This window comes from Bacteroides clarus YIT 12056 (genome assembly GCF_900129655.1).
In the GTDB taxonomy this organism is placed as follows: domain Bacteria; phylum Bacteroidota; class Bacteroidia; order Bacteroidales; family Bacteroidaceae; genus Bacteroides; species Bacteroides clarus.
On record NZ_FQWK01000001.1, the window covers coordinates 492,827 to 517,690 of the forward strand.

Genomic DNA, 24,864 nt, shown 5'->3' on the forward strand with positions numbered 1-24,864 from the left:
GAAATTAAAGATTCGGGATTAAAAAATAGTGGAACGGCTTATAGGAACGGGGTCAGCAAATTACCCACCCAACCGATAAACTTTTTCCAGCCGGAACGCTTCTTCCATATTTCGGGAGTAAGCAGAGTACTGTTCTTCTTGTCCCTTTCGAACATGCCGTTCAGTTGATGCGTTGTCAGCGGGTCGAAGATGAAAGCGTTTGTCTCATAGTCGTAGCGTAAACTGCGGCTGTTAAGGTTTGCCGTGCCTACTGTGCAGAAAGAGCTGTCCACCATCATTACTTTGGAATGGTGGAATCCGTCTTTGAACAAGTAGATTTTTGCTCCCCGCTTCATCAGTTTGTGTGCGATGTAGAACGAAGCTTCGGGAGTAAAAGGAATGTCCGATACTGCCGGTATCATTATCTCCACTTCCGTACCTTTCTTTAACGCTTTCTTGATGGCTTTACGAATGGATTTCGTCGGCACGAAATAAGGATTTACTATCTGGATGTTTTTCCGGGCGGCTTCTATTGAAACGGCGTAGGCATGGCTGATGGAACGGGGCGTTTCCCGCGGAGTACGGTCTACTATCGAAATCTCCTCGGCTATGCTGTCCGGAAATTGGGGCAGGTCGGGGAAGTAGGCCGGACCGCCGATGTGTTGTCCGGTTTCCTGATTCCACATCGTCAGGAAGATACCTTGCAGATAGCGTACCGCATCTCCTTCTATGTGCATGTGTATATCGTGCCATTTACCGATTTTGGGCAGACCGTTGATGTAATAGTCGGCAATGTTCATTCCGCCTGTATAACCGATTTTCCCGTCGATGACGACAATCTTGCGGTGGTCGCGGTGCATGGCGTGGTTGATATAAGGAAAGGTGATAGGGTCGAATTTGACAATTTCGATGCCGCGTGCCTTTATCGCTTGCAAATGACGCTTTTTCAGCGGTTGGTTGTTCGACCAGTTACCGAACGCATCGAACATGGCACGCACTTCTACACCCTCTTTTACCTTTTCCGCCAGTAAGTCAAAGAGAGCGTTGGCGATAGAGTCGTTACGGAAATTGAAATATTCCAGGTGGATGTGATGCCGGGCATGGCGAATCGTTTCAAATAAATCGGTGAATTTGTCACGGCCGGTCATTAACAGTTCAACTTTATTGTTGCAGGTCAGGGGGATTCCCATTTCCCGCATATAGCCCATTACAAGAGAGTCGCTGGTACTTTGCGCCCGGATGCTTCCAAAGAATAAAGTAAATAATATGATGAATAGAACCTGTCTCAAAACTTTGTAAGTTTATTTAGTTTTATGAGTTGGCAAATATACAATATATCATTGAGATATGTTCATTCGTTTATAAAAAATTAGCCCTTGCCTTACTGTAAATAAGGTAGGGGCTAAGTACATTATCCTGCGGGGAAGTTTATTTATCCTGCGAGGAAAATACGGTTCGCAATAACCGCGGCGTTTAAGCCAGCGAACATATTTTGCGATAGAGCAGGAAAAGCAACACTATGCCTGCGACCAATAGAGATTTGGGGCTGGCTTCGGTAACTCCGCTTTGGGCGGCAACGGTAAATGTTTCACGGAGCGTGCCCAGTACCAGTTGCAGACCGTCGAAAGCAAAGAACAGCACTAACGCCAGTGTGAAACAAAACGTTGCCCATAATTGTGAAATCCGTCGGGTACGGTCGGGCAGATGGCGCATCACACGGCGGGTGAAACCATTGTCCGGTATTTCCTGCCGGTTTTCGTCAAAGAAAGCAACTAAGAGTTTATCATCGTTTTCCATCATAACCATTTTGTTTTAAGTAAGTAGCCATTTTTTCTTTGGCCCGTGACAGGTGGCTTTTTACAGTTCCTGCGGGGCAACCGGTAATACCTGCAATTTTCTCGATACTCTGGTCTTCCATGTAAAAGAGAGTGATGCAGGTTCGTTCCATTTCTTTCAGCATACTCAGCGCACGGTAAATATCCATGCGCCGTCCTATGTCGTTTTGCAGCGTACTGCATTGAGCATCCACTTGGCGCGTTTCCAGGCAGTCTGTCTCTTTACGGGTGCGAAGATAATCATAAAATACATTATAAGCAATACGGTAGAGCCAGGTAGAGAAACTGGATAAGTTTTTGAACGAGGCCAGGTTGGTGTACGCTTTAATGAATGTATCCTGCGCCAAGTCGTCGCTCAATTCGCTGTCGCCGCAGGTCAGGTGCAGAAAGAATCGCCGTACGGACGACTGGTACTTTCCTACCAACTGGTCGAAGGCCCTGGTGTTGCGAAACACCACGACCTGTGCGACTAACGATATATCATTGAGCTGACTCATTTTTCTTCAATCTTTTCCGGAAAGGCCGTCCTCGCAGTATCGGCTTTCTCCTTGTTTCTAGGCGCTCTGTCCTGCTGCGTGTAGTAGATAACGAGCTGTCCGAAGCCTGTGAACATTATAAGCAGACCGATGCAGCCCAGTCCGAATTCGTCGGTAATGGCCCAAAGGAAGATGAACAGTCCGATACCGACAAACACATTTTTGATTCCCTTGCTGCGGATATCTATCGAGTCGGTCTCTTTAAACAGGTTTTCCGGTAGCGGTTGCCCACTGGCCAGCGCTTGCTCTACCAGGCGGTACTTGGCTTTCCGGTTTTTATAGCGGAAGAAGAATATGATGAATACAATCACCAGAGGGAATCCGAATACGAACACGATGGCCGTAATGGCGATAGCCGCCTCTTTGGCGTCATGACCAAGGTTCCAGCCGAAATCGTAAGCACTGCTGTGGTGCTTGTAATCCTTATGGCTTTCCGTGCCGCTGCTTGGGCTGTTTTCGTAAGTCATGACGCTAAGGGTGTCCGTAACGGCTTTTCCGTCAATCATGGTGTCCCTCAGTTCTATAACTCTCTGCTTGTTTCCCAGACTGTCGTTTTCCGTAACGGTTCTGTTCTTTCCCTGTGCCAACGTGCAGAGCATCATGGCTGCCATTAATGCGAAGATGATACGTTTCATAATCATGTTATTTTTGTTTTTATTGGTTTCTTTGTGTGTTAGACGCATCCGGATATCCGGAAAGTTGCAAAGAGACGATATTTTTTTTAGAATAGCTACTATCGGCCGCAAAATATTTATGTTACCTTTGCCGGCATAAAACAGTACGACACATGGAACTACCCGCTTCTTTCATAGACTATACCCGCGCCCTGCTGGGAGATGAGGAGTATACGGAATTAGTAACCGCTTTGGAGTCGGAGCAACCCGTCAGCATCCGGTTGAACCCGTTAAAGCCTTTTGGCTTTCAGTCCGGGGAGAGCGCGGTTCCCTGGTGTACTTCCGGCTTTTATCTTAAAGAGCGCCTGACGTTCACTTTCGACCCTTTGTTTCATGCAGGATGCTATTATGTGCAGGAAGCCTCGTCCATGTTTGTGGAACAGGCCTTAAGACAATATGCGGGCGAAGAACCGGCAGTGATGCTCGACCTCTGTGCCGCTCCGGGCGGTAAGTCGACGCATGTCCGCGGTATCCTTCCGGAAAATAGCTTGTTGGTAGCGAACGAGGTTATTCGCAACCGTTCCCAAATACTTGCCGAGAACCTGACTAAGTGGGGACATCCCGACGTTGTGGTTACTAACAGCGATCCGTCGGACTTTACACCGTTGGAAGAGTTCTTTGATGTGATATTGACGGATGTACCCTGTTCCGGTGAAGGCATGTTCCGTAAAGACCCTGTCGCCGTGAGCGAGTGGAGTTCGGAGAATGTGGAAATCTGCCGACAGCGGCAACGGAGAATTATTTCGGATATCTGGCCTTGTCTGAAACCGGGTGGGCTATTGATATATAGCACCTGCACGTATAATACGAAAGAGAATGAAGAAAACGTCCGTTGGATAAAGGACGAATTCGGCGCGGAAGTACTCCCGCTCGATGTGGCGGAAGATTGGAATATAACGGGTAATTTATTGCAGGGAGAGCGGTTTCCGGTTTACCGCTTTTTGCCTCATAAGACAAAGGGTGAAGGCTTCTTTCTGGCTGTTCTCCGCAAGCCGAGGGCGAGCGTCCGTAAGCCCGGGGCTGAACAGGCGTTTGCCCTGGGCAAAGCTTCTGAAACTCCGGCTGTGAGAGGAGAAAAACCCAGGGGAAAGGGAAGGAAACCCCAGGGGAAAGGGATGAAAACTCCGGGGCTTTCTAAAGAGCAGCTTTCGGTATTGGCGGAATGGCTTCTTGCTCCGGATATATATGAGTTTATTCAAAAAGGCGGTAGTGTCAGCGCTTTCCCTAAACGCTATCTTCCGGAACTATCGGCATTGCAGTCGTCTGTGCGCATTGTGCAGGCCGGATTGGAGATTGCCGGACAGAAAGGTAAAGACTGGATTCCCGCTCATGCGCTGGCTGTGAGCCATGCATTGGCACCGGATGCTTTCCCTCGCGAAGAAATATCCTATGAACAGGCCGTTGCCTATTTACGAAAAGAGGCTGTCACCCTTTCGGATGCAGCCCCTCGCGGAGTGGTTTTACTCACGTATAAGAATATGCCTCTTGGTTTTGTTAAGAATATCGGTAACCGTGCCAATAATCTTTATCCGCAGGAATGGCGCATTCGCAGCGGCCACTTGCCGGAAAAACCAAAAATAGTTATAAGTTATGAGTTATGAGTTATAAGTTACGAATCATAACTCATAACTTATAACTCATAACTCCTACAACCTGCTCTTATATATCCGTGCCATTGCTTTTTGGTATTGATTTTCCAATTGCAAAAGGTTGGTTTTGCTTTGGAAAACAACGGAAACCTCTACGAAATACTCTATCATGCTGATTTGTCCGCCTGTAAGAGCCTGTTTCAGCAACGTCAAATCCTGTTGATCTTGGAAGGTCTGTTTGTATTCTTGCATGGAGGCGTCCAGGTTGCGGGCTTCTTCATAGAGCTGCCATAGTTCGGAGCTTGCTTTTACTTTTGCGTTGTCTTTCTGGAAGTCGATGTTCATAGCCTGCGCTTTGGCTATCTTTACCTTTCCTTTATTTGCAAACAGAGGGAAGGAGAAGCCTACGACAACGCCGTTCAGCGGATGTCCTGACTCTGTATTGCGGCGATAGCCCAACTCCAGTTTCGGTAACCAGCCCTGCTTGCTTGCCGAAATAAGTTTGCGGGCTGCCGCACTCTCGTTGTCGAACGATTGCAGGGAAGGGTCGGCTGCCAATAGTTCATCGCATACCTGATGGAAATCGGCCGGCAATGGAATGGCGGGATACTCTGTCAGGCCGAGGGCTTGGGCGGTAGGTGTTGCCGTGCCGTCGGGAAAGGGGCGGCCGGGAGTAAGCGGCCGGTTGCCGTTAAGTACCAGCAATTCCTTGATTTTATTGTTCAGGGCTGTGCTGTTCGTACGGGATTCGGTACGGACATTCAGCAATTCCAGATTGATTTTATTTGTTTCCAGCGCATTGGCATCTCCTGTCGCCAATCGTTTGGCATACATGGCGGCCAGTTCCTCGGCGTTCTTCAACCGGGCGTCGAGCAGTTCCTGCTGATGTTGCAACATGATGATGTCCAGGCACACCTCTTTGGCTTGCAGCAATATCTGTTGGCGTACGGTTGCTGCCTGTGCGTCCAGCGCTCCGGTTTTGAGACGGTTCATCTTTCCCCTTGTTACATACAACGTAGGGAAATCGAAACTCTGGGAAACAACCATTTCACCTACGGTCTCACTGCTGTTCTTGGAGTCCCAAAGATGGGCGTACGAGAGGGTGGGGTCAGGCAGATTGTTCTCTGTCTTGTTTTCCAGCTTCTGCGAGGAGATAAGCTGTGCATTGGCTTGCAATTCCTTGTTGTTCGCCTCTATCTGGCGAAGTACGGAGTCGATGCCTGTATTTTGCGCCCTCATCCCTATGCAGGAGAGGAGGGCGGCGGCTATAAGTATATGTTTCATACATTCTGTTATTAAGTTATTTACTCGTTATCGTGTCCACCTGTAATTGCCGGTTTCTTGTGCATCATCAGATAAACAATCGGAATAATGAAACCGTTCAGGAAAGTGGAAGTCAGCAATCCGCCCAGAATAACTTTTGCCATGGGGCTTTGTATCTCGTTGCCGGGCAGGTCGCCGCTGAGTGCCAACGGAATCAATGCAAGCGCACTGGACAGGGCGGTCATCAGGATCGGATTCAATCTGTCCAACGAACCGCGTATCACGCTGTCGTACACTCCGTACCCTTCTTCCTGTTGCAAATGGTTGTAATGGCTTATCAGCAGCATACCGTTTCGGGTGGCGATACCGAATAGCGAGATAAAGCCGATGATGGCGGGAATGCTGACTTCACCCGTTGTGATGAGCAGGGCGAATACACCGCCAATCAATGCCAAAGGCAGGTTGATAAGGATAATCGCACTTTCCTTTACGCTACGGAACTCATGATACAGCAGCAGGAATATCACCACGATGGACATGAATGAAGTTAAAGCCAGTGTGCGGCTTGCGGCCTGTTCGCTTTCAAACTGACCGCCGTATTCGATGTGATAACCTTCCGGCAGTTTCACCGAGGCGTCCACACGTTCCTGTATGTCGTTTACCACGCTGCGCAGGTCACGGTCGGCCACGTTGGCGGAGATTACGATTTTCCGTTTCACGTTCTCGCGGCTGATGGTGTTCGGACCCATTGCCGAGCGGACTTCCGCTACATAGTTCAGCGGTATTTTCTGTCCGTTGCCGGTATCGATCATCAGGTTGCGTATCTTTTCCATTTCATCCCGCAAGTCGTCCTTTACGCGTACGGTCAGGTCGAAGCTTTTTCCTTTCTCATATACCTGGGATACGGACTCACCGGCAAGGCATACATTGACAAACTCCGAGAACTCCGGCAAGGAAATGCCATATTTGGCAAGCACTTCCCGCTTGGGAGCGATGATGAGCTGCGGACGTTCGATCTGTTGTTCCACGTTCAGGTCGGCAATGCCGGGAATGTCCTGAATGGTGTTCTTGATTTCATTACCCAAAGAGAACATACGGTTCAAATCGTCGCCGAACAGCTTGATGGCTATGTTGGCTTTCGTACCGGACAGCATGGCGTCGATACGGTGGCTGATAGGTTGCCCGATTTCTACATTGGCGCCCACAATCGTGCCCAGCTTTTCGCGCACGTCGGCCACCAGCTCGCTGCGCGAACGGTCTTTCAGTTCGAACGGAGCTTCTATTTCGGAGACATTCACGCCTAAGGCATGCTCGTCCAGTTCGGCACGTCCGGTCTTGCGGGCTACGGTCTGTATTTCGGGGATGGAAAGCAGCAGCTCTTCGGCACGATGTCCTATCTTGTCACTTTCTTCCAGCGAGATACCCGGCAGGGACGATATGTTGATTGTGAACGAACCTTCATTAAACGGCGGCAGGAACGAACGTCCCAATGTGAAGAAGCAGGCAAGCGCCACCACAAACAGGCCGATGGTTCCGCCCAATACGCTCTTCTTATGCCCCAGCACAAAGGTAAGAGCCGTGCCGTACCATTCTTTCATTTTGCGCGCTACCGGCGAGTCGCCGGTGGAACGTTTTTCATCTTTTATCTTTTCTCTTCCCAGCAGATAGGAACACAGTACGGGCGTCACTGTCAGCGCCACGACCGTGGAAGCAGCCAGCGCCACGATGAACGCGATGCCCAGAGGTACGAGCATCCGGCCTTCCATGCCGCTCAGGAAGAATAACGGAACGAAACTTACCACAATGATAAGCGTGGAGTTCAGGATAGGCATACGTACTTCTTTGGAAGCGTTGAACACGACTTCCAGTATCGACAGGCGTTCCGCTTCCGGCTTCAGCCGGTTTTCCCGCAACCGCTTGTACACGTTCTCCACATCGACAATGGCGTCATCTACCAGCGAGCCGATGGCGATAGCCATACCGCCGAGGCTCATTGTGTTGATGGTGAATCCCATATAGTGCAACGCCAGCAGCGAAGCTATCAGTGACAAGGGAAGCGTCACCAGCGAGATTACGGTAGTCCGTACATTGGCAAGGAACAGGAACAGGACGATAACGACGAAGATACCGCCTTCAAACAGTGATTTCTGTACGTTACCGATGGAGCTTTCTATAAAGCGGCTTTGTCTGAAAATGTCGGTGCTGACCTTCACATCGGACGGCAGGTTCTTCTGCAAGTCTTTCAGGGATGTTTCCAGCTTGTCGGTCAGTTCCAGAGTGCTTGTGGCGGGTTGCTTGGTCACGGTCAGCAGTACGGCGGGTTTGCCGCGTTCGGAAGCCGTACCCAGTTTCGGAAGCTTGGCTCCGATACGTACATCCGCTATGTCTTCCAGTAATACGGGAGAAGCGGCGGCCAAAGGCCGGGCGTTGGCGGTTGCGGTCTGTGCACCGCCGTCCTGCAGCTTGACTACGGCTTTTGCCAGTTGTTCTACCCGGTCGGTGGAGATTACCCCGCGTACGATGTATTCGTTTCCGTATTCATAAAGTACCCCGCCGTTGGCATTCAGATTCATCTCGCGCGTAACGTTCATCACTTCGGTAAGGGTTACGCCGTAATGACGCATTCGTTCCGGGTCGAGTTGTATCTGGTATTCTTTAATATCGCCACCCAGCACGGCCACTTGCGCCACGCCGCCGGTAGAAAGAAGGCGCGGGCGGATAGTCCAGTCGGCTATGGTGCGCAGGTCGAGCATGGAAGTCGAGTCGGCGGTCAGTCCCACAATCAGCATCTCGCCTAAGATAGACGATTGCGGGCCGAGGGTCGGCTTGCCTACGTTAGAGGGAAGGGATTCGCTGACAACCGCCAGCTTCTCGCTTACAATCTGGCGTGCCAGGTAAACGTCCGTTTCCCAATCGAATTCAACCCATACGACGGAGAAGCCGTTGGTGGACGAAGAACGTACGCGACGTACTCCCGTAGCGCCGTTTACGGCTGTTTCCACAGGAAAAGTAACCAGTTGTTCCACTTCCTCGGCCGCCATGCCGTTGGCTTCGGTCATGATAACCACGGTCGGCGCATTCAAGTCGGGGAACACATCCACTTCCGTATGCATTGCGGTATACGTACCGCCAATCAGCAGCAGTACCGACGCCACCAGCACCAGTATGCGGTTCTGAAGAGAGAAATGTATAATCTTGTTTAGCATGATTTCTTTAGTTATGAGTTGTGAGCTATGAGTTATAAAGTTATCAAGTTACGCGTTTTTATCAGCAAATAGCTTATAACTAATAACTCATCACCGAATTAGTGTTCGTGGCTGTGCGCCGGAATTGCGTTGGTAGCGCCTGCAAGTTTCACCTGATAAGCGCCCTGGGTCACGACTTTGTCACCTGCTTTGACGCCGGAAAGGATTTGCACCTTCTCGCCGTTATCGGCTCCGAGAGTGACGAGTTGCTTTTTGTATCCTTCCTCATCCACTTGCAGATATACGAAGAAACTGCCTTGTTCTTCGGTCAGAGCTGTATGGGGGAGTGAAATAACGTTCTCCATAGGAGAGGAGAGCAGGAATATTTCGACAAAAGAACCGGGAATGACATCTCCTTTGTTATCGAATTCAAAGGTAACGGGCACATAGTAGCCGTTGTCGCCCGATGCCTTTCCGTAAGAAAGCAGGCGGCCGTTCAAGTCCTTCAGTGTATATACCTTATTGTTGTAGGGAGTACGGAAGTTGGCGGAACCGATGGTGCGGAGATAAGGATAATACTTCTCCGAAACATCGGCGCGCAGGAACAGTCTGCGGTTTTGAGTGATGCTTACGAGCGGCTGGCCTACGGTAACATAGTCGCCTTCCTTTACTAACAGATTTTTCACATACCCGTTGATAGGAGAAGGTACGGCCTGTCCCTGAGCCGAATGGTTCTTGGCAACGGCCTCGTAGCTGATACGGGCGTTCTCATACGCCTGTCGAGCTTGGGCGAAGTCTTTCTCCGAAACGATTTTATTGGGGAGAAGCTCTTTCATCCGTTCGTACTCTTTCCTGGCTGTTTCGTAAGCGATGCGTGCTCTTTGTACGGGGTCTCCGTCTGCCATGTTTTTGGATGAGAGCACTACGAGCGGCGTGCCTTTGTTCACGCTCATACCTTCTACTACTTTGCCATGGAACGAAACTACGCCCGCCACCGTAGCTACGGCAACGCTTTCATCGCCTTGCGCGGCCATTACCTGACCGCTGGTTTTTATTACCTGATTGAATACGCCCGGCTCGATGATGTCCGCCTCTACTCCGGCAGCCTGCGCTTTGGCCGGCGGCAATATGATTTCGTCACTGTGCGCGGCGGCGGCTTCCGCACCGTGGTCATGTCCGTCGTCATGCTTATGTCCGGCGCCTTCGTTCGCATGGTCGTGCCCTTCGTGGTCATGCCCCGCATGAGCGTGTTCTTCCGTTTCGTGATTATGTCCTTCACCGGACTTGCTGTTACAGGAGCCTAACAGGAATAATCCTATAACTCCCATGAATATAAACTTCTTCATGATAATTGTTTTTGTTCTTAACTTGTTTCGGATTGCAAAATTAGGGAATGGACGGTGCAACCGAGTTGCATACATTCCGATGCCGGCAGCATGGCCGCTTTCGGCGGCTGTCGGTCAGGCAAGAACAAAAGGTGGCGCGCGAAGCCCTGTGGCACGTGTAATGAACGTGCCATGAAGAGATTCCAAGTAGACGAACTCTTGCCTTATACCTGTTTCTTCGGGTAAAGTCAGGAGTTTGAGCAACGGTTCGGAAAATAAAGTATGTACCCACACGAAACAGGGCTGTAAGTTGCTGTTGTCCGAGCTGGGCGTCTGTTGGTAGAAGTGAGTGGTCATACAGCCGGTGTCGCAGCAACAATGCTCGTTGCAAGGACCCTGATGATGACAGCATCCGTCGGACGGCAGGTCGTTTTTCATACAGATTGCGCCGTCTTCGTGGTGATGATGGGGAATGACAGGTACTATCAGCATAATCATGCTGATGAAGAACAGGAAATATGCGATGTACCTTTTCGTTTTCATTCTTCTCTCTTTGATTAGCCGCAAAGATAGAAGTTAATCATTTAACTGCCAAACGCAAGATGCTAAAAAGCCTTGAATAAGTCATTTAATCCTTCGCTCATGCTGGGATGCGTAAAGATGAAGTCACGCAGGGCGCTGTAATGCAGGTCGTTCTTCATGGCCAGCGATACCAGGTTGATGACTTCGGGCGCATCGACGCAAAACAGGGTACAGCCTATTATGCGTCCCGTATGCGCGTTGACGATGGCTTTCATCATACCGTCTATGTGCTGCAATGTACGGGCGCGCGGTATGGCGGCGGCAGGTAGCCGGGACACTTGGAGCGAATAACCGCGTTTCACGGCTTCTTCTTCAGTCAGGCCGATATGCGCCAGCGGCGGGTCTGTAAAAATTACATAGGGCACCGGAACCCTGTCATCGGTATTTCGCTTCTTGTTGCCGAACAATTGGTTGGCGATAACGCGGAAGTCATCGATGGATAAATAGTCGTACAAAGCGCCGCCTCTAACGTCTCCCATGGCCCATATGTGCGGGGAAGAAGTTTGAAGATGCCCGTTGACAATGACGGCTCCCTGAGCGTCGGTGCGTATGCCGGCCGCGTGCAGATTGAGCTCGTCGGTCATCGGCCTGCGCCCGGTGGCAAGCAGCAGGGCGTCTCCTTCCAAAAAGTAGGGAGTACCGTCGGCATTGTCCGTATAGGTCAGTGTCACGCCGTCGGCGGTATCGTATACGGACAGGGCATAGGCGTTCAAACGTATCTCGATGCCTTTCCTTTTCAGAGATTCCAGCATGGACTCCGCAATGTCCCGGTCTGATTTGGGCATGAAGCGGCTGCCCGATTCCAATAACGTGACTTGGCTTCCAAAGCCCGCATACATGGTGGCGAGCTCCATTCCGATGGCTCCGGCGCCGAGAATGAGCAGGCGATGGGGAAGCTTGCTCTGCCGGAGCAGCGTTTCGCTGGTGAACACATGCTTACTTCCGTTGATGCCTTCCACATCGGGCAGGATAGGGGTAGACCCGGTATTGATAAAGACTTCTTTCCCTTTGAGGAGAATTTCCTTTTTATCCCGGGAAACGACCTTTACCGTATCGTTGGACGCAAAGGATGCCGTACCGTCATACAAGGTAATGTTGGGATGGGCTTTTATATGTTCGTAATTCTTGTCCCGCAAGAATGACACGAGCTTGTTTTTCCGTCCGACGGCGAGCGCATAGTACTTGGCCTGATTGCTGTAATCGTCCCGGTAGAGCCGTTCGGCCTGTTCCGATTCGTGAATAAGCGTCTTGGTGGGAATGCACCCTGCGTTTACACATGTCCCCCCGTACATCTGCGGGGAACGTTCAATGATTGCCACTTTCCAGTTACGGTTGGCAAGTTCGGCTGCCAGCAGTTTCCCGCCTTTGCCGAACCCTATGATGATAGCGTCATATTGTTTCATTTAATTCGTAGTTAAGGATTTATGGAAATGAAACAACAGGAGCAATTTATTTGTTGCGGGAAGTTAGTTAATGAAAGTTTACCGTTCCAGTTCGCGAAGCGAATCCATTTTCTTCTTTTCAAGGAATTCATAGATACCGCTCAAATGCTCGGTTACCCGTTTGTTGCCGAACTCATAAACTTTGCTCACCAGCCCGTCCAGGAAGTCACGGTCGTGGCTTACGAGTATCAGAGTGCCGTCGAAATCCATGAGAGCCTGTTTCAGAATATCTTTGGTTTTCATGTCCAGGTGGTTGGTAGGCTCATCCAGAATCAACAAGTTTACGGGCTCCAGCAGCAGCTTAATCATGGCCAGTCGTGTACGTTCGCCGCCGGACAGCACTTTCACTTTCTTCATGGACTCTTCCGGACCGCCGAACATGAAAGCTCCCAGCAAGTCGCGTATCTTGTTGCGTATTTCGCCTTTGGCCACGTCGTCGATGGTTTGGAATACGGTCAGGTTCTCATCCAGCAAGGATGCCTGGTTTTGGGCGAAATAACCTATCTGTACATTATGACCGATGGTAAGCGTTCCTTCGTGTTCCAGTTCTCCCATGATGCACTTTACCAGCGTGGATTTACCTTCGCCGTTCTTGCCTACGAAAGCCACTTTGTCGCCTCTCTCTATGGTGAGGTTGGCATTTTTGAACACGACGTGCTCTCCGTATGTCTTTCCTACATTCTCCATAATGACCGGATAATTGCCGGAACGCGGAGAGGGCGGGAACTTCAGCCGCAAGGCCGAGGTATCTTCTTCATCTACTTCCAGCAGTACCAGTTTCTCCAACATCTTGACACGGCTTTGCACTTGCAGGGTTTTGGAATAGGTCCCTTTGAAACGCTCGATGAATTCTTTGGTTTCGGCGATGAACTTCTGTTGCTCGTCATAAGCCTTTTGCTGCTGTTCGCGGCGTTCTTTGCGGAGTTCCAGGTATTTGGAGTAGTTTACTTTGTAATCGTAGATGCGTCCCATGGTTACCTCAATGGTGCGGGTCGTGATGTTATCCACGAATTTGCGGTCGTGGCTGATGACGATAACGGCTTTCCCGTTGTTGATAAGGAAGTCTTCCAGCCATTGGATGGACTCGATGTCCAGGTGGTTGGTCGGCTCGTCCAGCAGGAGCACGTCCGGCTTCTGCAACAGCAGTTTGGCGAGTTCGATACGCATGCGCCAGCCGCCGCTGAAGTCGCTGGTCTGGCGGTTGAAGTCCTCTCTTGTGAATCCGAGGCCGAGCAATGCCTTTTCAACGTCCTCTTCGTAATTGGTGGCGTCGATGGCGTAGAATTTCTCGCTTAGGGCGGACACCTGCTCGATAAGTTCCATGTAGCTGTCGCTTTCGTAGTCGGTACGGGTTTCCAGCTCTTTGTTCATACGGTCTATTTCGGCTTCCATCTCATGCAGGTGGGCAAAGGCCTGCGCGGTTTCCTGAAAAACGGTACGTCCGTCCTCTGTCATCAGGTGCTGGGGAAGATAGGCGATGACGCAATCTTTGGGAGCGGAAATTTTACCGCGGGTAGGTTGCCGCACCCCGGCAAGTATCTTTAACAGCGTACTTTTCCCGGCTCCGTTTTTGCCCATGAGGGCGATACGGTCTTTTTCGTTGATTACGAAAGATATGTCACTGAATAAGGTTGTGCCGCCAAATTCTACGGCGAGTCCGTCAATAGAAATCATTATGTCATTTTTAAAAATAAGGCGCAAAGATAATGCAAATATATTATTTTTTATATCTTTGTCTCGGACAAACAATAATATAGGTCATGGAAATCGGAAATCAATCAGTAGATTACCGCCCGCTCATTCTCGTCGCGGAAGATGATGATAGTAATTTTAAATTAATAAAAGCTATTATAGGAAAAAGGTGTGAGATAATGTGGGCGAAGAACGGTGAGGAGATCGTCTCTTTGTTTCACGAGAATCGTGACAAAACGGATGCGATACTGATGGACATCAAGATGCCTATTATGAACGGATTGGAAGCTACGCGGCTCATACGTGAGGAAGGCGGAACATTACCTATCATCATGCAGACGGCCTACGCGTTCTCCGCCGACCGTGAAAACGCCATCAAAAGCGGCGCTTCGGAAGTATTGGTAAAGCCTATTACGTTGCAGGCATTGCGCGACTGTCTGAGCAGTTTCCTGCCCAGGCTGAAGTGGTAGGCTCCCGACAGGAAAGGGACGGAATCCTCTTAATTGAATTAACAAGCGTATACTACGCGGATAGCGGGAGTGAAAAAAAATAGGCATAGCTGAACAAAGTTTATTTTCTTCTGTTAATGAAGTCTAACCAAACTTTAACGGAATGAATAGTAAACTGCGCTTTTTCTTAACCTCACTGTTTATACTCTTCGTGGTGACGTTATATGCCGCTCCGGGCGGCGATATCCGTGTATCGGGCGTTGTGATGTCGGAAGGGGAACCTTTGCCGGGAGCATCGGTATTGGTGAAAGGAACTCACAACGGAACGGTAACCGACGTCGATGGAAAATATACCCTTACCGTACCGGCGGACGCTACACTGGTCTTTAGCTTCATCGGGCTGAAAACCACCGAACAAAAAGTCAATGGGCGTTCGGTCATTAATGCGGAACTGATTCCGGACAGTGAACAACTGGATGAGGTAATGGTGGTGGCTTACGCCACTGCCAAGAAGTATAGCTTTACGGGAGCGGCTTCCACGGTCAAGGGGAGCGAAATAGCCAAGATGCAGGTATCCAACGTGTCGCGTGCGCTCGAGGGAACGGTATCCGGACTTCAGGCAAGCGCGCCCAGCGGCCAGCCGGGTACGGATGCGGAAATACGTATTCGCGGCATCGGCTCTATCAATGCTTCGAGCGCTCCGCTTTATGTGGTGGACGGCGTACCTTTCGACGGCAGCATCAACTCCATTAATCCGGAAGATATAGCCTCGTTGACGGTTTTGAAAGACGCCGCTTCGGCAGCCCTCTACGGTTCGCGTGGGGCCAACGGTGTCATTATCATAACCACCAAGCAGGGACAGACCGACTCGAAAACCACGGTCAGCGTCAATGCCAGCTTCGGCGGCTCCAGCCGGGCTATCCGCGATTACGACCGTGTCGGTACCGATCAGTACTTTGAGCTCTATTGGGAAGCATTGCGCAACCAATATGCTCTGAATACGGATAAATATACTCCGCAGACCGCAGCCGCACAGGCCTCTAAAGACCTGGTGGGCAAGTTGATGGGCGGTGGACCTAATCCTTATGGCCCCAACTATCCGCAACCGGTGGGCACGGACGGTAAGCTGCTTGCCGGAGCCACTCCGCTTTGGAATGTGGACTGGCAGAAAGAAATGGAGCAACAGGCGTTGCGTACGGAAATCGGATTGAATGTTTCCGGAGGCGGAAAGACCAATCAGTACTATTTCTCGGCCGGTTATCTGAATGACAAGGGTATTGCCCTTGAATCCGGTTACCAACGTTTCAACCTGCGTTCCAATATCTCGAGCGAGATAACCGGTTGGTTGCGTGGCGGCGTGAATATGAGCTACGCCCACTCCATACAGAACTATCCGGTGTCGTCCGATACCAAGACAAGCAATGTCATCAACGCCGGACGTTTAATGCCCGATTTCTACCCTGTGTACGAGATGAACGCCGACGGCACATACAAGCTCGACTCGGAAGGAAAGCGGATTTACGATTTCGGTTCCTACCGGCCGTCAGGAGCCACGGCCAACTGGAACCTGCCCGCAACCTTGCCCAATGATAAATCCGAGCGTATGCGGGATGAGTTCTCCGGACGTACCTTCCTTGAGGTCACTTTCCTGGAAGGATTGAAATTCAAGACCAGCTTCAACTTCGACCTGATAGATTACAATACGCTGGATTATACCAATCCCAAGATTGGCCCTGCGGTCAATACGGGTGGCGGAGCAAGCCGCGAATATACCCGCACTTTCTCCTGGACATGGAATAATATTGTGACTTACGATAAGACTGTCGGCGAGCATCATTTCAATATCCTTGCCGGACAAGAGGCTTACTCTTACCGTTATGATGTGTTACAGGCCGCACGCAGCAACATGGCTGTGCCCGATATGCCGGAGCTGGCTGTCGGTTCGCTTGTAACCGCAGGTACGGGGTATCGCATTGACTATTCACTGTTGGGCTATCTTATTAATACCCGGTATGACTACCGGAGCAAGTATTTCTTCTCCGCTTCCTACCGTCGCGACGGTTCTTCGCGTTTCGCGCCGGGCACACGCTGGGGCAACTTCTGGTCATTGGGAGCTTCGTGGCGCATAGACCGCGAAGAATTCATGCAGAGCGCCACCGACTGGCTCTCCGCCCTGACCTTAAAGGCCAGCTACGGAGCGCAAGGCAATGACAATCTGGGCACTTACTATGCCAGCAGCGGGCTGTATTCCATCGTTTCGCAAGCAGGTGAGAACGCTTTGGTGTCCGACCGCCTTGCAACGCCCGCCTTGAAATGGGAGACTAATCTCAACCTCAATGTAGGCATTGATTTCTCATTGTTCGACAACCGTTTCTCCGGTTCGTTCGATTTCTTCCAGCGCCGTTCCAAAGACCTGCTGTATTCCCGTCCTTTGGCAACTTCCCTGGGTTATACCTCGATGGATGAGAATATAGGCGCATTGAAGAATACGGGCTTTGAGATAGACCTTAAAGGAACGCTCATACACACCCGTGATTTTATGTGGCGTATGGGCGTCAACCTTACGCACTACAAGAATGTCGTGACCGACCTACCGTTGAAAGACATGCCTGTTACCGGGGTTACCCGTTTGAAAGAGGGACGTTCGGTTTACGATTTCTATCTGCGCGAATGGGCAGGGGTAGACCCTGATAACGGTGATCCGTTGTGGTACAGGAATGTAAAGGATGCGCAGGGTAATGTTACCGGGCGCACTACTACCAACGATTACGCCCAGGCGGATTATTATTACGTGGATAAGTCCTCGCTTCCCAAGGTTTACGGCGGTTTCAATACGGCGTTCTCATACAAAGGCTTTGAGTTGTCCGCCATCTTCGCGTACAGTATAGGCGGCTATATCGTAGACCGTGACGTTACGATGCTGTGGAGCAATGGAAGCAATCCCGGACGCGCCTGGTCTACCGAGATACTGAAACGTTGGACACCGGAGAACCGTGATACGGACGTGCCGGCCTTGAAAACGGTGTCCAATAACTGGAACTCCAACTCTACCCGTAACCTGTTCAACAACTCGTACCTGCGGATGAAGAACATTACGCTGTCTTATAACTTCCCGCAGCCGTTGATAAAGAAAATCAGCCTCAGCAGTCTGCAGCTCTTTGTACAGGCGGACAACCTGCTGACTTTCTCCAAGAATCAGGGAATGGACCCGGAACAGGGTATTACAGGACTGACTTATTACCGTTATCCTGCCATGCGTTCCATTTCGGGCGGACTTAATGTTTCATTCTAAATCACTTGTTCACATGAATACTTCAATTAAAAATATAGCAGTCTTTACACTGGGATTATTATCCGTCCTGTCTTCGTGCGGCGGAGATTTTCTCGATAACAAACCTACGGACGCCGTAGATTCGGGTATCGTCCCCGTGCCTTCCAATGCCGGTCGGATATTTAACGGCGCGTGGTATAACCTGTTCGAGTACAGCAGCACCTATGCCAATATCGGTTATCGCGCCCTGATGCTGCAGGACGATATGATGGCGGACGATGTGGTGTCGCGTCCGATGTACGGCTTCAACTCGTCCTATCAGTTTAACGATGTGGGGATGCCTGCCAACAACCGTACCGCATTTGCCTGGTATCTGATGTACAAAACCATAGACAATTGCAATACGGCCATTTCCATTACCGCCACCGGTGACGATGATACGGCCGATTTCCGTCATTCACAGGGACAAGCCTATGCTTTGCGGGCTTTCTGTTATCTGCATCTGGCTCAGCACTACCAGTTTACTTACCTGAAAGACCCTGCCGCGCCGGCTGTTCCGCTTTATACGGAGCCTACCGCCTCTACGACAGAGCCTAAAGGGAAGGCTACTCTGGAAGAGATATATACGCAGATATTCAAAGACCTGAATAAGGCCAAGGAGCTTCTTGAAGGGTATGTCCGTCCGGACGACAATTCCAAGTTCAAACCGGATTCAAGCGTCGTCAACGGATTGCTGGCACGTGCGTATTTGCTTACCGGACAATGGGACGAAGCCGCCGGGGCTGCTCTTGAGGCTGCCGATGGATATGCTTTGATGACGGACTCCAAAACGTATATGGGCTTTAACGATATATCCAATACCGAGTGGATGTGGGGACATCCTCAGTCCGTAAGCCAGTCCGATGCCAGCTATAATTTCTATTATATCGATGTGGTGACGCCCGACGCATATAACAGCTTTATGGCCGACCCGCACTTCAAGGACACTTTCGAAGCGGGGGATATTCGCCTGGATTTGTTCCAGTGGATGCGTGAAGGTTATTTGGGTTATCGTAAGTTCCGTATCCGCGCCGACCAGACCGGTGATATTGTCGTGATGCGTTCCGCCGAGATGTATCTGATAGCGGCGGAAGCGCTGGCTCGCGAGGGACGGTTGGAAGACGCCGTGAAACCGTTGAACACATTACGCAATGCCCGCGGACTTGCCGGCTATGACCTGACGGGGAAGACGCAAGACCGGCTTATCGATGATATTTTGCTGGAACGCCGGCGCGAACTGTGGGGTGAGGGATTCGGCATTACCGATATTCTCCGTACGCAACGTTCCGTAGAGCGTGTACCGTTGACGAAAGAGGAAGCGGAGCGGAAATACGATTGCTGGCAGCAAGGCGATACTTATAAAGAATATAATCCCGAAGGCCATTGGTTTACTTCCTTCCCCGACGGAACGAAGTTTGTACCGAACAGTGTGTATTATCTATATGCCATTCCGGAAAAGGAGACGAATGCGAATCCTAATTTATAAGAGAGGGGGTGGAACGCAGTGAAGCATCTGCCCTCTTTATGAGCGGGGAGTAGACGCTTCACTGTGTTTTGCGTAACGGGCTGTCATCAACTATGCTCGAAGCGTTATTTTATATCTTTGCTTGCTCTTTCCTGTATCTTGCGTTTCACGAACTCAATCTTCAGGTTGGCTTCTTCCATCTCTCTCTTGATTTCCGTAATGGAAGACAGTAACTGCGCCAGTTCATAAACAGCCGCCACCGCCTTGCGGTCGTTCGGTGTCATGACAGTGGTATAGGAGCGTTCGCCAAGATAGTTGACACGTATGTTCTTGTCTTTGTTCAGGTTGAGGAAAGCGATTACATTGCCGTCTTCTCCCAACTTATAATCCGCTTTTTCTATCTTCTCTCCCAAATCGGTCGTTTCATAGCTGTCTTTGGAAGCCGGAGTTTCGGCAAAGCTGCCGTCGGGCGCGGTAACTTTTACGGCTAAGTGATGAATGTTGTGCGGACCGCAATAGATGGAAGTCATGCTCATAACCCCTGTTTCATCTACTTGGAAACGCAGGTAAGAGCGGTGCAGGTTCTTTTCTATCACTTGCGAGGGATGCAGGTAATTGCCTGTCCGTTGATATTCGGCGTCTTTCTCGAAAGTATAATTCTTCTTGAGGGCGTCCACTTCTTTTTGCTTGTCTTGGAGCATGCTGTCGAGGTAGACAAGTGTTTTCTCCTGCTCTTTCAGCTCCACCTGTTGCATAAGCCCGATACCCTCGCGCCGTGTTTCAAAAGCTTTCGGATAGAGTATCTTGATGCTGTCAATCTGTATCTTCGCTTCGCTGTAATCTCCGCGTTGAAACGCTTCGCGGGCTGCCCGGAGTTTCTCGCCTGCTTTTTTCTCCACATTGCTGCAAGAGAAGAGCGTGCAGCAGAGGCACGCAAGGAACACTGCTTTCTTCATAATTTTCATTCTTGATGTTAGTGGGGACAAAAATAAAAAATAATATCCGTATCTTTGCACCCTCAAAATGATTTATTGGCAAATGATTGAATTGACGACAGAAGAACTGAAGCAACGTTTCAGTGACAACATATTTAAGCGGATTTCCGAAACGGCGGATGAGTTGGGGCTGGAGTGTTACGTAGTCGGCGGCTACGTGCGCGACATATTCCTGCAACGCCCTTCCAAAGATATCGATGTGGTGGTGGTGGGCAGCGGCATTGCGATGGCCGAGGCGCTTGCCAAGCGTTTGGGACGCGGCGCCCACCTTTCTGTTTTCAAGAATTTCGGTACGGCGCAGTTAAAGTATCACGGCACGGAAGTGGAGTTCGTGGGGGCGCGTAAAGAGTCCTACACGCACGACTCGCGTAAGCCGATTGTAGAGGACGGCTCGTTGGAAGACGACCAGAACCGTCGGGATTTTACCATCAATGCCTTGGCGGTGTGCCTGAACCGGGAACGCTATGGAGAATTGGCAGACCCTTTTGGCGGAATGGCGGACATGAGGGAGAAAACCATCCGCACGCCGCTCGACCCGGACATCACTTTCAGTGACGATCCCTTGCGCATGATGCGTTGCATCCGTTTTGCCACCCAACTGAATTTCTACATCGATGATGATACCTTTGAATCTTTGTGCCGTAACAAAGAACGCATCTCCATCATATCCAGAGAGCGCATTGCGGATGAACTGAACAAGATATTGCTATCTCCCGTTCCATCCAAAGGATTTATCGACTTAGACCGTTCCGGCCTGTTGCAACTTATCTTCCCGGAGCTGGTTGCCCTGCAAGGCGTTGAAACCCGCAATGGCAGAGCGCATAAGGATAATTTCTACCATACGCTCGAAGTGCTCGATAACATCAGCAAAAAGACCGGTAACCTCTGGCTGCGCTGGGCGGCCCTGTTGCACGATATAGCCAAACCGGCGACCAAACGTTGGGAACCCCGTGCCGGATGGACATTCCACAACCATAATTTCATCGGCGAGAAGATGATACCCGACATCTTTCGGAGAATGAAGCTTCCCATGAACGAGAAGATGAAATACGTGCAGAAACTGGTGGGGCTGCACATGCGTCCCATCGTGATAGCGGACGATGTGGTGACCGACTCCGCCGTCCGCCGTTTGCTGTTTGAGGCGGGAGACGATATAGACGACCTTATGACGCTGTGCGAGGCCGATATCACTTCCAAGAACATGGAGCGCAAACAACGCTTTCTGAACAACTTCCAACTGGTGCGCCAGAAACTGAAAGACTTGGAAGAACGCGACCGTATCCGCAATTTCCAGCCCCCTGTCAGCGGTGAGGAGATTATGAAAACATTCAATCTGCCGCCCTGCCGGCAGGTCGGGGCATTGAAAAGCGCCATCAAGGACGCCATATTGGACGGCATCATTCCCAATGAGTACGAAGCCGCCCGCGCGTTTATGCTGCAACGGGCGGAAAAGATGGGACTGAAATAGGCTTTGACATGTTTTTTCTTAACAGGGCGTTTACCGGAGAAGGGGGAAATCACGGAAAATCCGGGAAAATGAGTGGTGAAAAGATAAAACGGCGGATGTAGCCCATCTATTTGGTAATTAGTGTTTTACCTTGCGTTTTTATCGGTATGTCCGAAGTTTTAGGGTTCATTTCGGGGTCAGGTTCACTTTGACCCCCTTTACCCCCCCGAAAATCACTTCCAAGCAAGTATGGAATGACTTGTTTTTTTACTATATCCTGCTGATTATCCTTTTTGTGTATATCCTACAATCGGCGGTAATGGATATATCCTTACAATGCGGTAAATCCGCATGAGAACGGAAATTGATTGAATTAGTGATTGTTGAAACAGTCAATATATTGTAAATCAGATAAATATCTTCAAAAGGGGCCCTAAAATAGGGTCATAGTGAACCTTTGAACCTTCTGAACCCTAAAGCGGGTTTTATTGGGTAAAAATAATATATAATACTTGTTCTGTTTGTCCATTTTTACGAAAAAATGAGTCTGCTCCGCAGCATAAAGATATTCGTTCCGCAGGACGGAAATATTCCTTTCACGGGATGAAAACATTCGTCCTGCGGGATAAAATAAATCGTCCCGTAAGACGAAATAAAACATCTCACGGGACGAACTGAACGGGTTTCGGTTATCATTCCGTCATTCTGGACGGAGCGATTTTCATTTTGATATACTCTCTTGGCCGCTTTGGCTACTCTTCCGCCTGGAACTTTCTGCTCACCTTCATCAGGTTGATGGAGTAGGTCACTATATTCTGCGCTTCCTGTATCATCGTCAGATATACCATGCTGACCTTGATGCTGCCGGATTGGCTTTGAATACGCTGCAATTCTTCACGTTTCAGGTGGGCAAGCTGGCCGTTCAGCTCGTTGGCTTTGTGTATATCTTCCTCGAAGTTGCTGTAATCGTTATTCTCCAGCTTGTGACGGCAAACTTGAAGCAGGTACACGATATCTTCCGTTACGTCTGCGAATTCGCCTTTCTGGATTGTATCGAGCGGTTTGAAGTTGTTGTCAATGTGTTCCAGACACGGTTCGCAAAGACGTCCTACACTGTATACCAACTCACTGGCGAAGTCATTGCCCTGATAGTAATAAAGTCCCTTTTCGAGAACGGTATTGTTGTCCAGGCGGCACATGGCGAGCGTTCCGGTACGCTTCATCTGTTTTACCAATTGCTTCTCGAACTTCACGGAACCCATTGCACGACGCAATCCGCGCAGGTTTTCGTGCAGGAAGGCGGTAACCGTACGTTCAAAATTATCTTCGGTGAATTCCAGTATTCTGCCGAGTTCCTCACGGGTATGCTTGCGCAATAATTCCAGAATCTCCATATTGTCCGTGCTCTGCATCAGTTGCTTGATGGTGGCGTTGCCTTTTTCTTTCTCTTTACGCTTCTTGTACATTACCTGACTGCGTATCAGCATGAATACGGCCAGGCCGATAAGGGCGACGATAGCGATTGTTCCGCCGAAATAGATGACGAAAGTAACGAAGAAACAGATGGTGAACGCCGCTCCGGCAGTAATGAACCAACCGCCGATAACGCTCAGCACACCGGTGATACGGAATACGGCGGAGTCGCGTCCCCAGGCACGGTCGGCGAGCGAGGTACCCATAGCCACCATGAAAGTGACGTAAGTGGTGGAGAGCGGAAGTTTCAGCGAAGTACCTAAGGCAATCAGCAGGCCGGCGAGTACCAGATTGACGGAAGCGCGTACCAAGTCGAATGCCGCACCGTCCGCGATAATGGCTTCGTCCTTTTGGAAGCGGGTTTCAACCCAGCGTTTGCCGCTTTCGGGCATTACCTTGGAAAGTCCGTTTGCCACCGTCATGCTGAAGCGCACCAATGTACGTGCTATGGGAGTGCTGCCGAAGTTTTCTTCGCCTTCATCCTGACGGGAAAGGTCAACGGAAGTCTTGATTACATTATGGGCTTTTTTGGATGTGCACAGCGCATATACCATGATGGCGCCCGCGCCGATAAGGAAATACCACGGCGTTTTGGCGGGGCCGAGCAGCGAGGTCATCAGGAAACCGTCGGGGCCGGCAGCAGTGCCGTTGGCGGTATAGTCGATGAAAGAGGAGTAACCGGCGAGAGGCACACCGATAAAGTTCACCAAGTCGTTGCCGGCAAAGGCGAGGGCAAGGGCGAAAGTTCCCAAGAGCACGATTATCTTGAACACATTTACTTTGCACCAATGCAGCACCTGCATCAATATGGTAAAGAATACGAAGAAACAGCCGATAAGCATGGCGGTGTTGTCTTGTATCCAGTGCTTGTTTTCCGGTGTCATGAACGAGCTGTCCTTCAAGCCTTTTATCAGCATGAAGTAGACGATGGAAGTAGCCGCGATACCGCCGAAGATACCGATGCTGTACTTCATCTTCCCGGTGTAGTTGAAGGTAAAGACTATACGCGCCAGCCATTGTACCAGCATACCGAAGAAGAAAGCGATGGCTACCGACACGAATATAGCCATGATGACGGACAATGCCTTGTCGGTGTTGATAAGGTCTCCCAGTCCGAGAGTGTCGCTGCCGTACACTTTGATAAGCGCGAGGGCGAACGTACCGCCCAACAATTCAAAGACCATGGACACGGTAGTGGATGTCGGCATTCCCATGGTGTTGAATACATCCAACAGCACCACGTCCGTCAGCATCACGGCCAACAGGATACACATGATTTCCGCGAAATAGAAATGCTCCGGCTGGTAGATACCGTGGCGGGCGATGTCCATCATACCGTTGGATAGGGCGGCGCCGATAAATACGCCGATACCCGCTATGAACAGTATGGTCTTGAACGATGCTGCTTTTGCTCCGACAGCAGATTGTAGAAAGTTAACCGCATCATTACTGACACCCACCACAAGGTCGAAGACCGCGAGGACGAACAGGAAGATGACAATGCATAAGTAGATAGTTTCCATAACATGTATTTTATTTCCGGCTGCAAAGGAACGTTTTTTGTGTTGCAAGGAAATGTCATATATGTTACAGAAATGTTACATCGGCGAATAGAGGGTTGTA

The 24,864-nt window shown here is 50.2% G+C and carries 17 protein-coding genes; 5 read left to right on the plus strand and 12 right to left on the minus strand.

The genetic code is table 11. From position 1 onward, the window contains the following. Window positions 1-38: 38 nt before the first annotated feature. From cls to BUB52_RS01840, 4 genes are all read right to left on the minus strand, one after another. A complete protein-coding gene (gene cls / locus BUB52_RS01825) occupies window positions 39-1,220 on the minus strand; it encodes a cardiolipin synthase (RefSeq protein ID WP_317043272.1) in 1,182 nt (393 codons plus the stop codon). 232 nt (window positions 1,221-1,452) lie between these two features. Continuing rightward, window positions 1,453-1,779, minus strand: a complete 327-nt coding sequence (locus BUB52_RS01830; protein ID WP_009123206.1) for a DUF5056 domain-containing protein — start codon at window positions 1,777-1,779, stop codon at window positions 1,453-1,455. Beyond that, complete coding sequence (locus tag BUB52_RS01835) at window positions 1,763-2,311, minus strand: RNA polymerase sigma factor (RefSeq protein WP_009123207.1); 549 nt, start codon at window positions 2,309-2,311, stop codon at window positions 1,763-1,765. The genes BUB52_RS01830 and BUB52_RS01835 overlap by 17 nt, the downstream gene beginning before the upstream one ends. Then, on the minus strand, window positions 2,308-2,991 hold the full coding sequence (locus BUB52_RS01840) for a DUF6249 domain-containing protein (protein WP_039951166.1): 684 nt from the start codon (window positions 2,989-2,991) through the stop codon (window positions 2,308-2,310). Before BUB52_RS01840 ends, BUB52_RS01835 begins: the two co-directional genes overlap by 4 nt. A 146-nt stretch (window positions 2,992-3,137) precedes the next feature. On the opposite strand from BUB52_RS01840, the gene BUB52_RS01845 reads away from it, so the two are divergent. Further along, window positions 3,138-4,625, plus strand: coding sequence for a methyltransferase RsmF C-terminal domain-like protein (locus BUB52_RS01845; protein WP_009123209.1), 1,488 nt, complete (start codon window positions 3,138-3,140; stop codon window positions 4,623-4,625). Between the two features lie 45 nt (window positions 4,626-4,670). Here the strand turns inward: BUB52_RS01845 and BUB52_RS01850 are convergent, their stop codons facing one another. From BUB52_RS01850 to BUB52_RS01875, 6 genes are all read right to left on the minus strand, one after another. Next, window positions 4,671-5,897, minus strand: coding sequence for a TolC family protein (locus tag BUB52_RS01850; protein ID WP_009123210.1), 1,227 nt, complete (start codon window positions 5,895-5,897; stop codon window positions 4,671-4,673). A 20-nt stretch (window positions 5,898-5,917) separates the two neighbouring features. Then, window positions 5,918-9,082: an efflux RND transporter permease subunit gene (locus BUB52_RS01855; RefSeq protein ID WP_009123211.1), complete on the minus strand. Its 3,165-nt coding sequence runs from the start codon at window positions 9,080-9,082 to the stop codon at window positions 5,918-5,920. A gap of 98 nt (window positions 9,083-9,180) precedes the next feature. Next, the gene (locus BUB52_RS01860; RefSeq protein WP_009123212.1) at window positions 9,181-10,407 is read right to left on the minus strand and encodes an efflux RND transporter periplasmic adaptor subunit; all 1,227 of its coding nucleotides are present in this window, start codon (window positions 10,405-10,407) and stop codon (window positions 9,181-9,183) included. A 114-nt stretch (window positions 10,408-10,521) separates the two neighbouring features. Next, window positions 10,522-10,929, minus strand: coding sequence for a DUF6769 family protein (locus tag BUB52_RS01865; RefSeq protein ID WP_039951117.1), 408 nt, complete (start codon window positions 10,927-10,929; stop codon window positions 10,522-10,524). 62 nt (window positions 10,930-10,991) lie between these two features. Next, complete coding sequence (locus BUB52_RS01870; RefSeq protein WP_009123215.1) at window positions 10,992-12,371, minus strand: FAD-dependent oxidoreductase; 1,380 nt, start codon at window positions 12,369-12,371, stop codon at window positions 10,992-10,994. A 78-nt stretch (window positions 12,372-12,449) separates the two neighbouring features. Then, entirely contained in the window at window positions 12,450-14,084 is a 1,635-nt protein-coding gene (locus BUB52_RS01875; RefSeq protein ID WP_022218983.1) for an ABC-F family ATP-binding cassette domain-containing protein, read from the minus strand. 86 nt (window positions 14,085-14,170) lie between these two features. Between BUB52_RS01875 and BUB52_RS01880 the strand changes: the two genes are divergently transcribed. The 3 genes from BUB52_RS01880 to BUB52_RS01890 all read left to right on the plus strand — a co-directional run bounded on the left by BUB52_RS01880 (window position 14,171) and on the right by BUB52_RS01890 (window position 19,347). Then, window positions 14,171-14,572: a response regulator gene (locus BUB52_RS01880; protein ID WP_009123217.1), complete on the plus strand. Its 402-nt coding sequence runs from the start codon at window positions 14,171-14,173 to the stop codon at window positions 14,570-14,572. A gap of 142 nt (window positions 14,573-14,714) precedes the next feature. Further along, a complete protein-coding gene (locus tag BUB52_RS01885; protein WP_009123218.1) occupies window positions 14,715-17,843 on the plus strand; it encodes a SusC/RagA family TonB-linked outer membrane protein in 3,129 nt (1,042 codons plus the stop codon). Window positions 17,844-17,856: 13 nt separating this feature from the next. Continuing rightward, window positions 17,857-19,347, plus strand: a complete 1,491-nt coding sequence (locus BUB52_RS01890) for a RagB/SusD family nutrient uptake outer membrane protein (protein WP_039951122.1) — start codon at window positions 17,857-17,859, stop codon at window positions 19,345-19,347. A 104-nt stretch (window positions 19,348-19,451) separates the two neighbouring features. On the opposite strand, the gene BUB52_RS01895 is transcribed toward BUB52_RS01890, so the two are convergent. After that, on the minus strand, window positions 19,452-20,282 hold the full coding sequence (locus BUB52_RS01895; RefSeq protein WP_174263184.1) for an outer membrane protein assembly factor BamD: 831 nt from the start codon (window positions 20,280-20,282) through the stop codon (window positions 19,452-19,454). Between the two features lie 82 nt (window positions 20,283-20,364). Here BUB52_RS01895 and BUB52_RS01900 point away from each other — a divergent pair, with 82 nt between their 5' ends. Then, on the plus strand, window positions 20,365-21,789 hold the full coding sequence (locus tag BUB52_RS01900) for a CCA tRNA nucleotidyltransferase (RefSeq protein WP_039951124.1): 1,425 nt from the start codon (window positions 20,365-20,367) through the stop codon (window positions 21,787-21,789). A gap of 731 nt (window positions 21,790-22,520) precedes the next feature. On the opposite strand, the gene BUB52_RS01910 is transcribed toward BUB52_RS01900, so the two are convergent. Beyond that, entirely contained in the window at window positions 22,521-24,764 is a 2,244-nt protein-coding gene (locus BUB52_RS01910) for an inorganic phosphate transporter (RefSeq protein WP_009123224.1), read from the minus strand. Window positions 24,765-24,864: the final 100 nt, after the last annotated feature.

What these genes read in the sequence shown, in the direction of transcription:
- BUB52_RS01830 (WP_009123206.1), bottom strand. Translation starts at nt 1,779, where the DNA reads ATGATGGAAAACGATGATAAACTCTTAGTTGCTTTCTTTGACGAAAAC.
- BUB52_RS01835 (WP_009123207.1), bottom strand. Translation starts at nt 2,311, where the DNA reads ATGAGTCAGCTCAATGATATATCGTTAGTCGCACAGGTCGTGGTGTTT.
- BUB52_RS01840 (WP_039951166.1), bottom strand. Translation starts at nt 2,991, where the DNA reads ATGATTATGAAACGTATCATCTTCGCATTAATGGCAGCCATGATGCTC.
- BUB52_RS01845 (WP_009123209.1), top strand. Translation starts at nt 3,138, where the DNA reads ATGGAACTACCCGCTTCTTTCATAGACTATACCCGCGCCCTGCTGGGA.
- BUB52_RS01850 (WP_009123210.1), bottom strand. Translation starts at nt 5,897, where the DNA reads ATGAAACATATACTTATAGCCGCCGCCCTCCTCTCCTGCATAGGGATG.
- BUB52_RS01855 (WP_009123211.1), bottom strand. Translation starts at nt 9,082, where the DNA reads ATGCTAAACAAGATTATACATTTCTCTCTTCAGAACCGCATACTGGTG.
- BUB52_RS01860 (WP_009123212.1), bottom strand. Translation starts at nt 10,407, where the DNA reads ATGAAGAAGTTTATATTCATGGGAGTTATAGGATTATTCCTGTTAGGC.
- BUB52_RS01865 (WP_039951117.1), bottom strand. Translation starts at nt 10,929, where the DNA reads ATGAAAACGAAAAGGTACATCGCATATTTCCTGTTCTTCATCAGCATG.
- BUB52_RS01870 (WP_009123215.1), bottom strand. Translation starts at nt 12,371, where the DNA reads ATGAAACAATATGACGCTATCATCATAGGGTTCGGCAAAGGCGGGAAA.
- BUB52_RS01875 (WP_022218983.1), bottom strand. Translation starts at nt 14,084, where the DNA reads ATGATTTCTATTGACGGACTCGCCGTAGAATTTGGCGGCACAACCTTA.
- BUB52_RS01880 (WP_009123217.1), top strand. Translation starts at nt 14,171, where the DNA reads ATGGAAATCGGAAATCAATCAGTAGATTACCGCCCGCTCATTCTCGTC.
- BUB52_RS01885 (WP_009123218.1), top strand. Translation starts at nt 14,715, where the DNA reads ATGAATAGTAAACTGCGCTTTTTCTTAACCTCACTGTTTATACTCTTC.
- BUB52_RS01890 (WP_039951122.1), top strand. Translation starts at nt 17,857, where the DNA reads ATGAATACTTCAATTAAAAATATAGCAGTCTTTACACTGGGATTATTA.
- BUB52_RS01895 (WP_174263184.1), bottom strand. Translation starts at nt 20,282, where the DNA reads ATGAAGAAAGCAGTGTTCCTTGCGTGCCTCTGCTGCACGCTCTTCTCT.
- BUB52_RS01900 (WP_039951124.1), top strand. Translation starts at nt 20,365, where the DNA reads ATGATTGAATTGACGACAGAAGAACTGAAGCAACGTTTCAGTGACAAC.
- BUB52_RS01910 (WP_009123224.1), bottom strand. Translation starts at nt 24,764, where the DNA reads ATGGAAACTATCTACTTATGCATTGTCATCTTCCTGTTCGTCCTCGCG.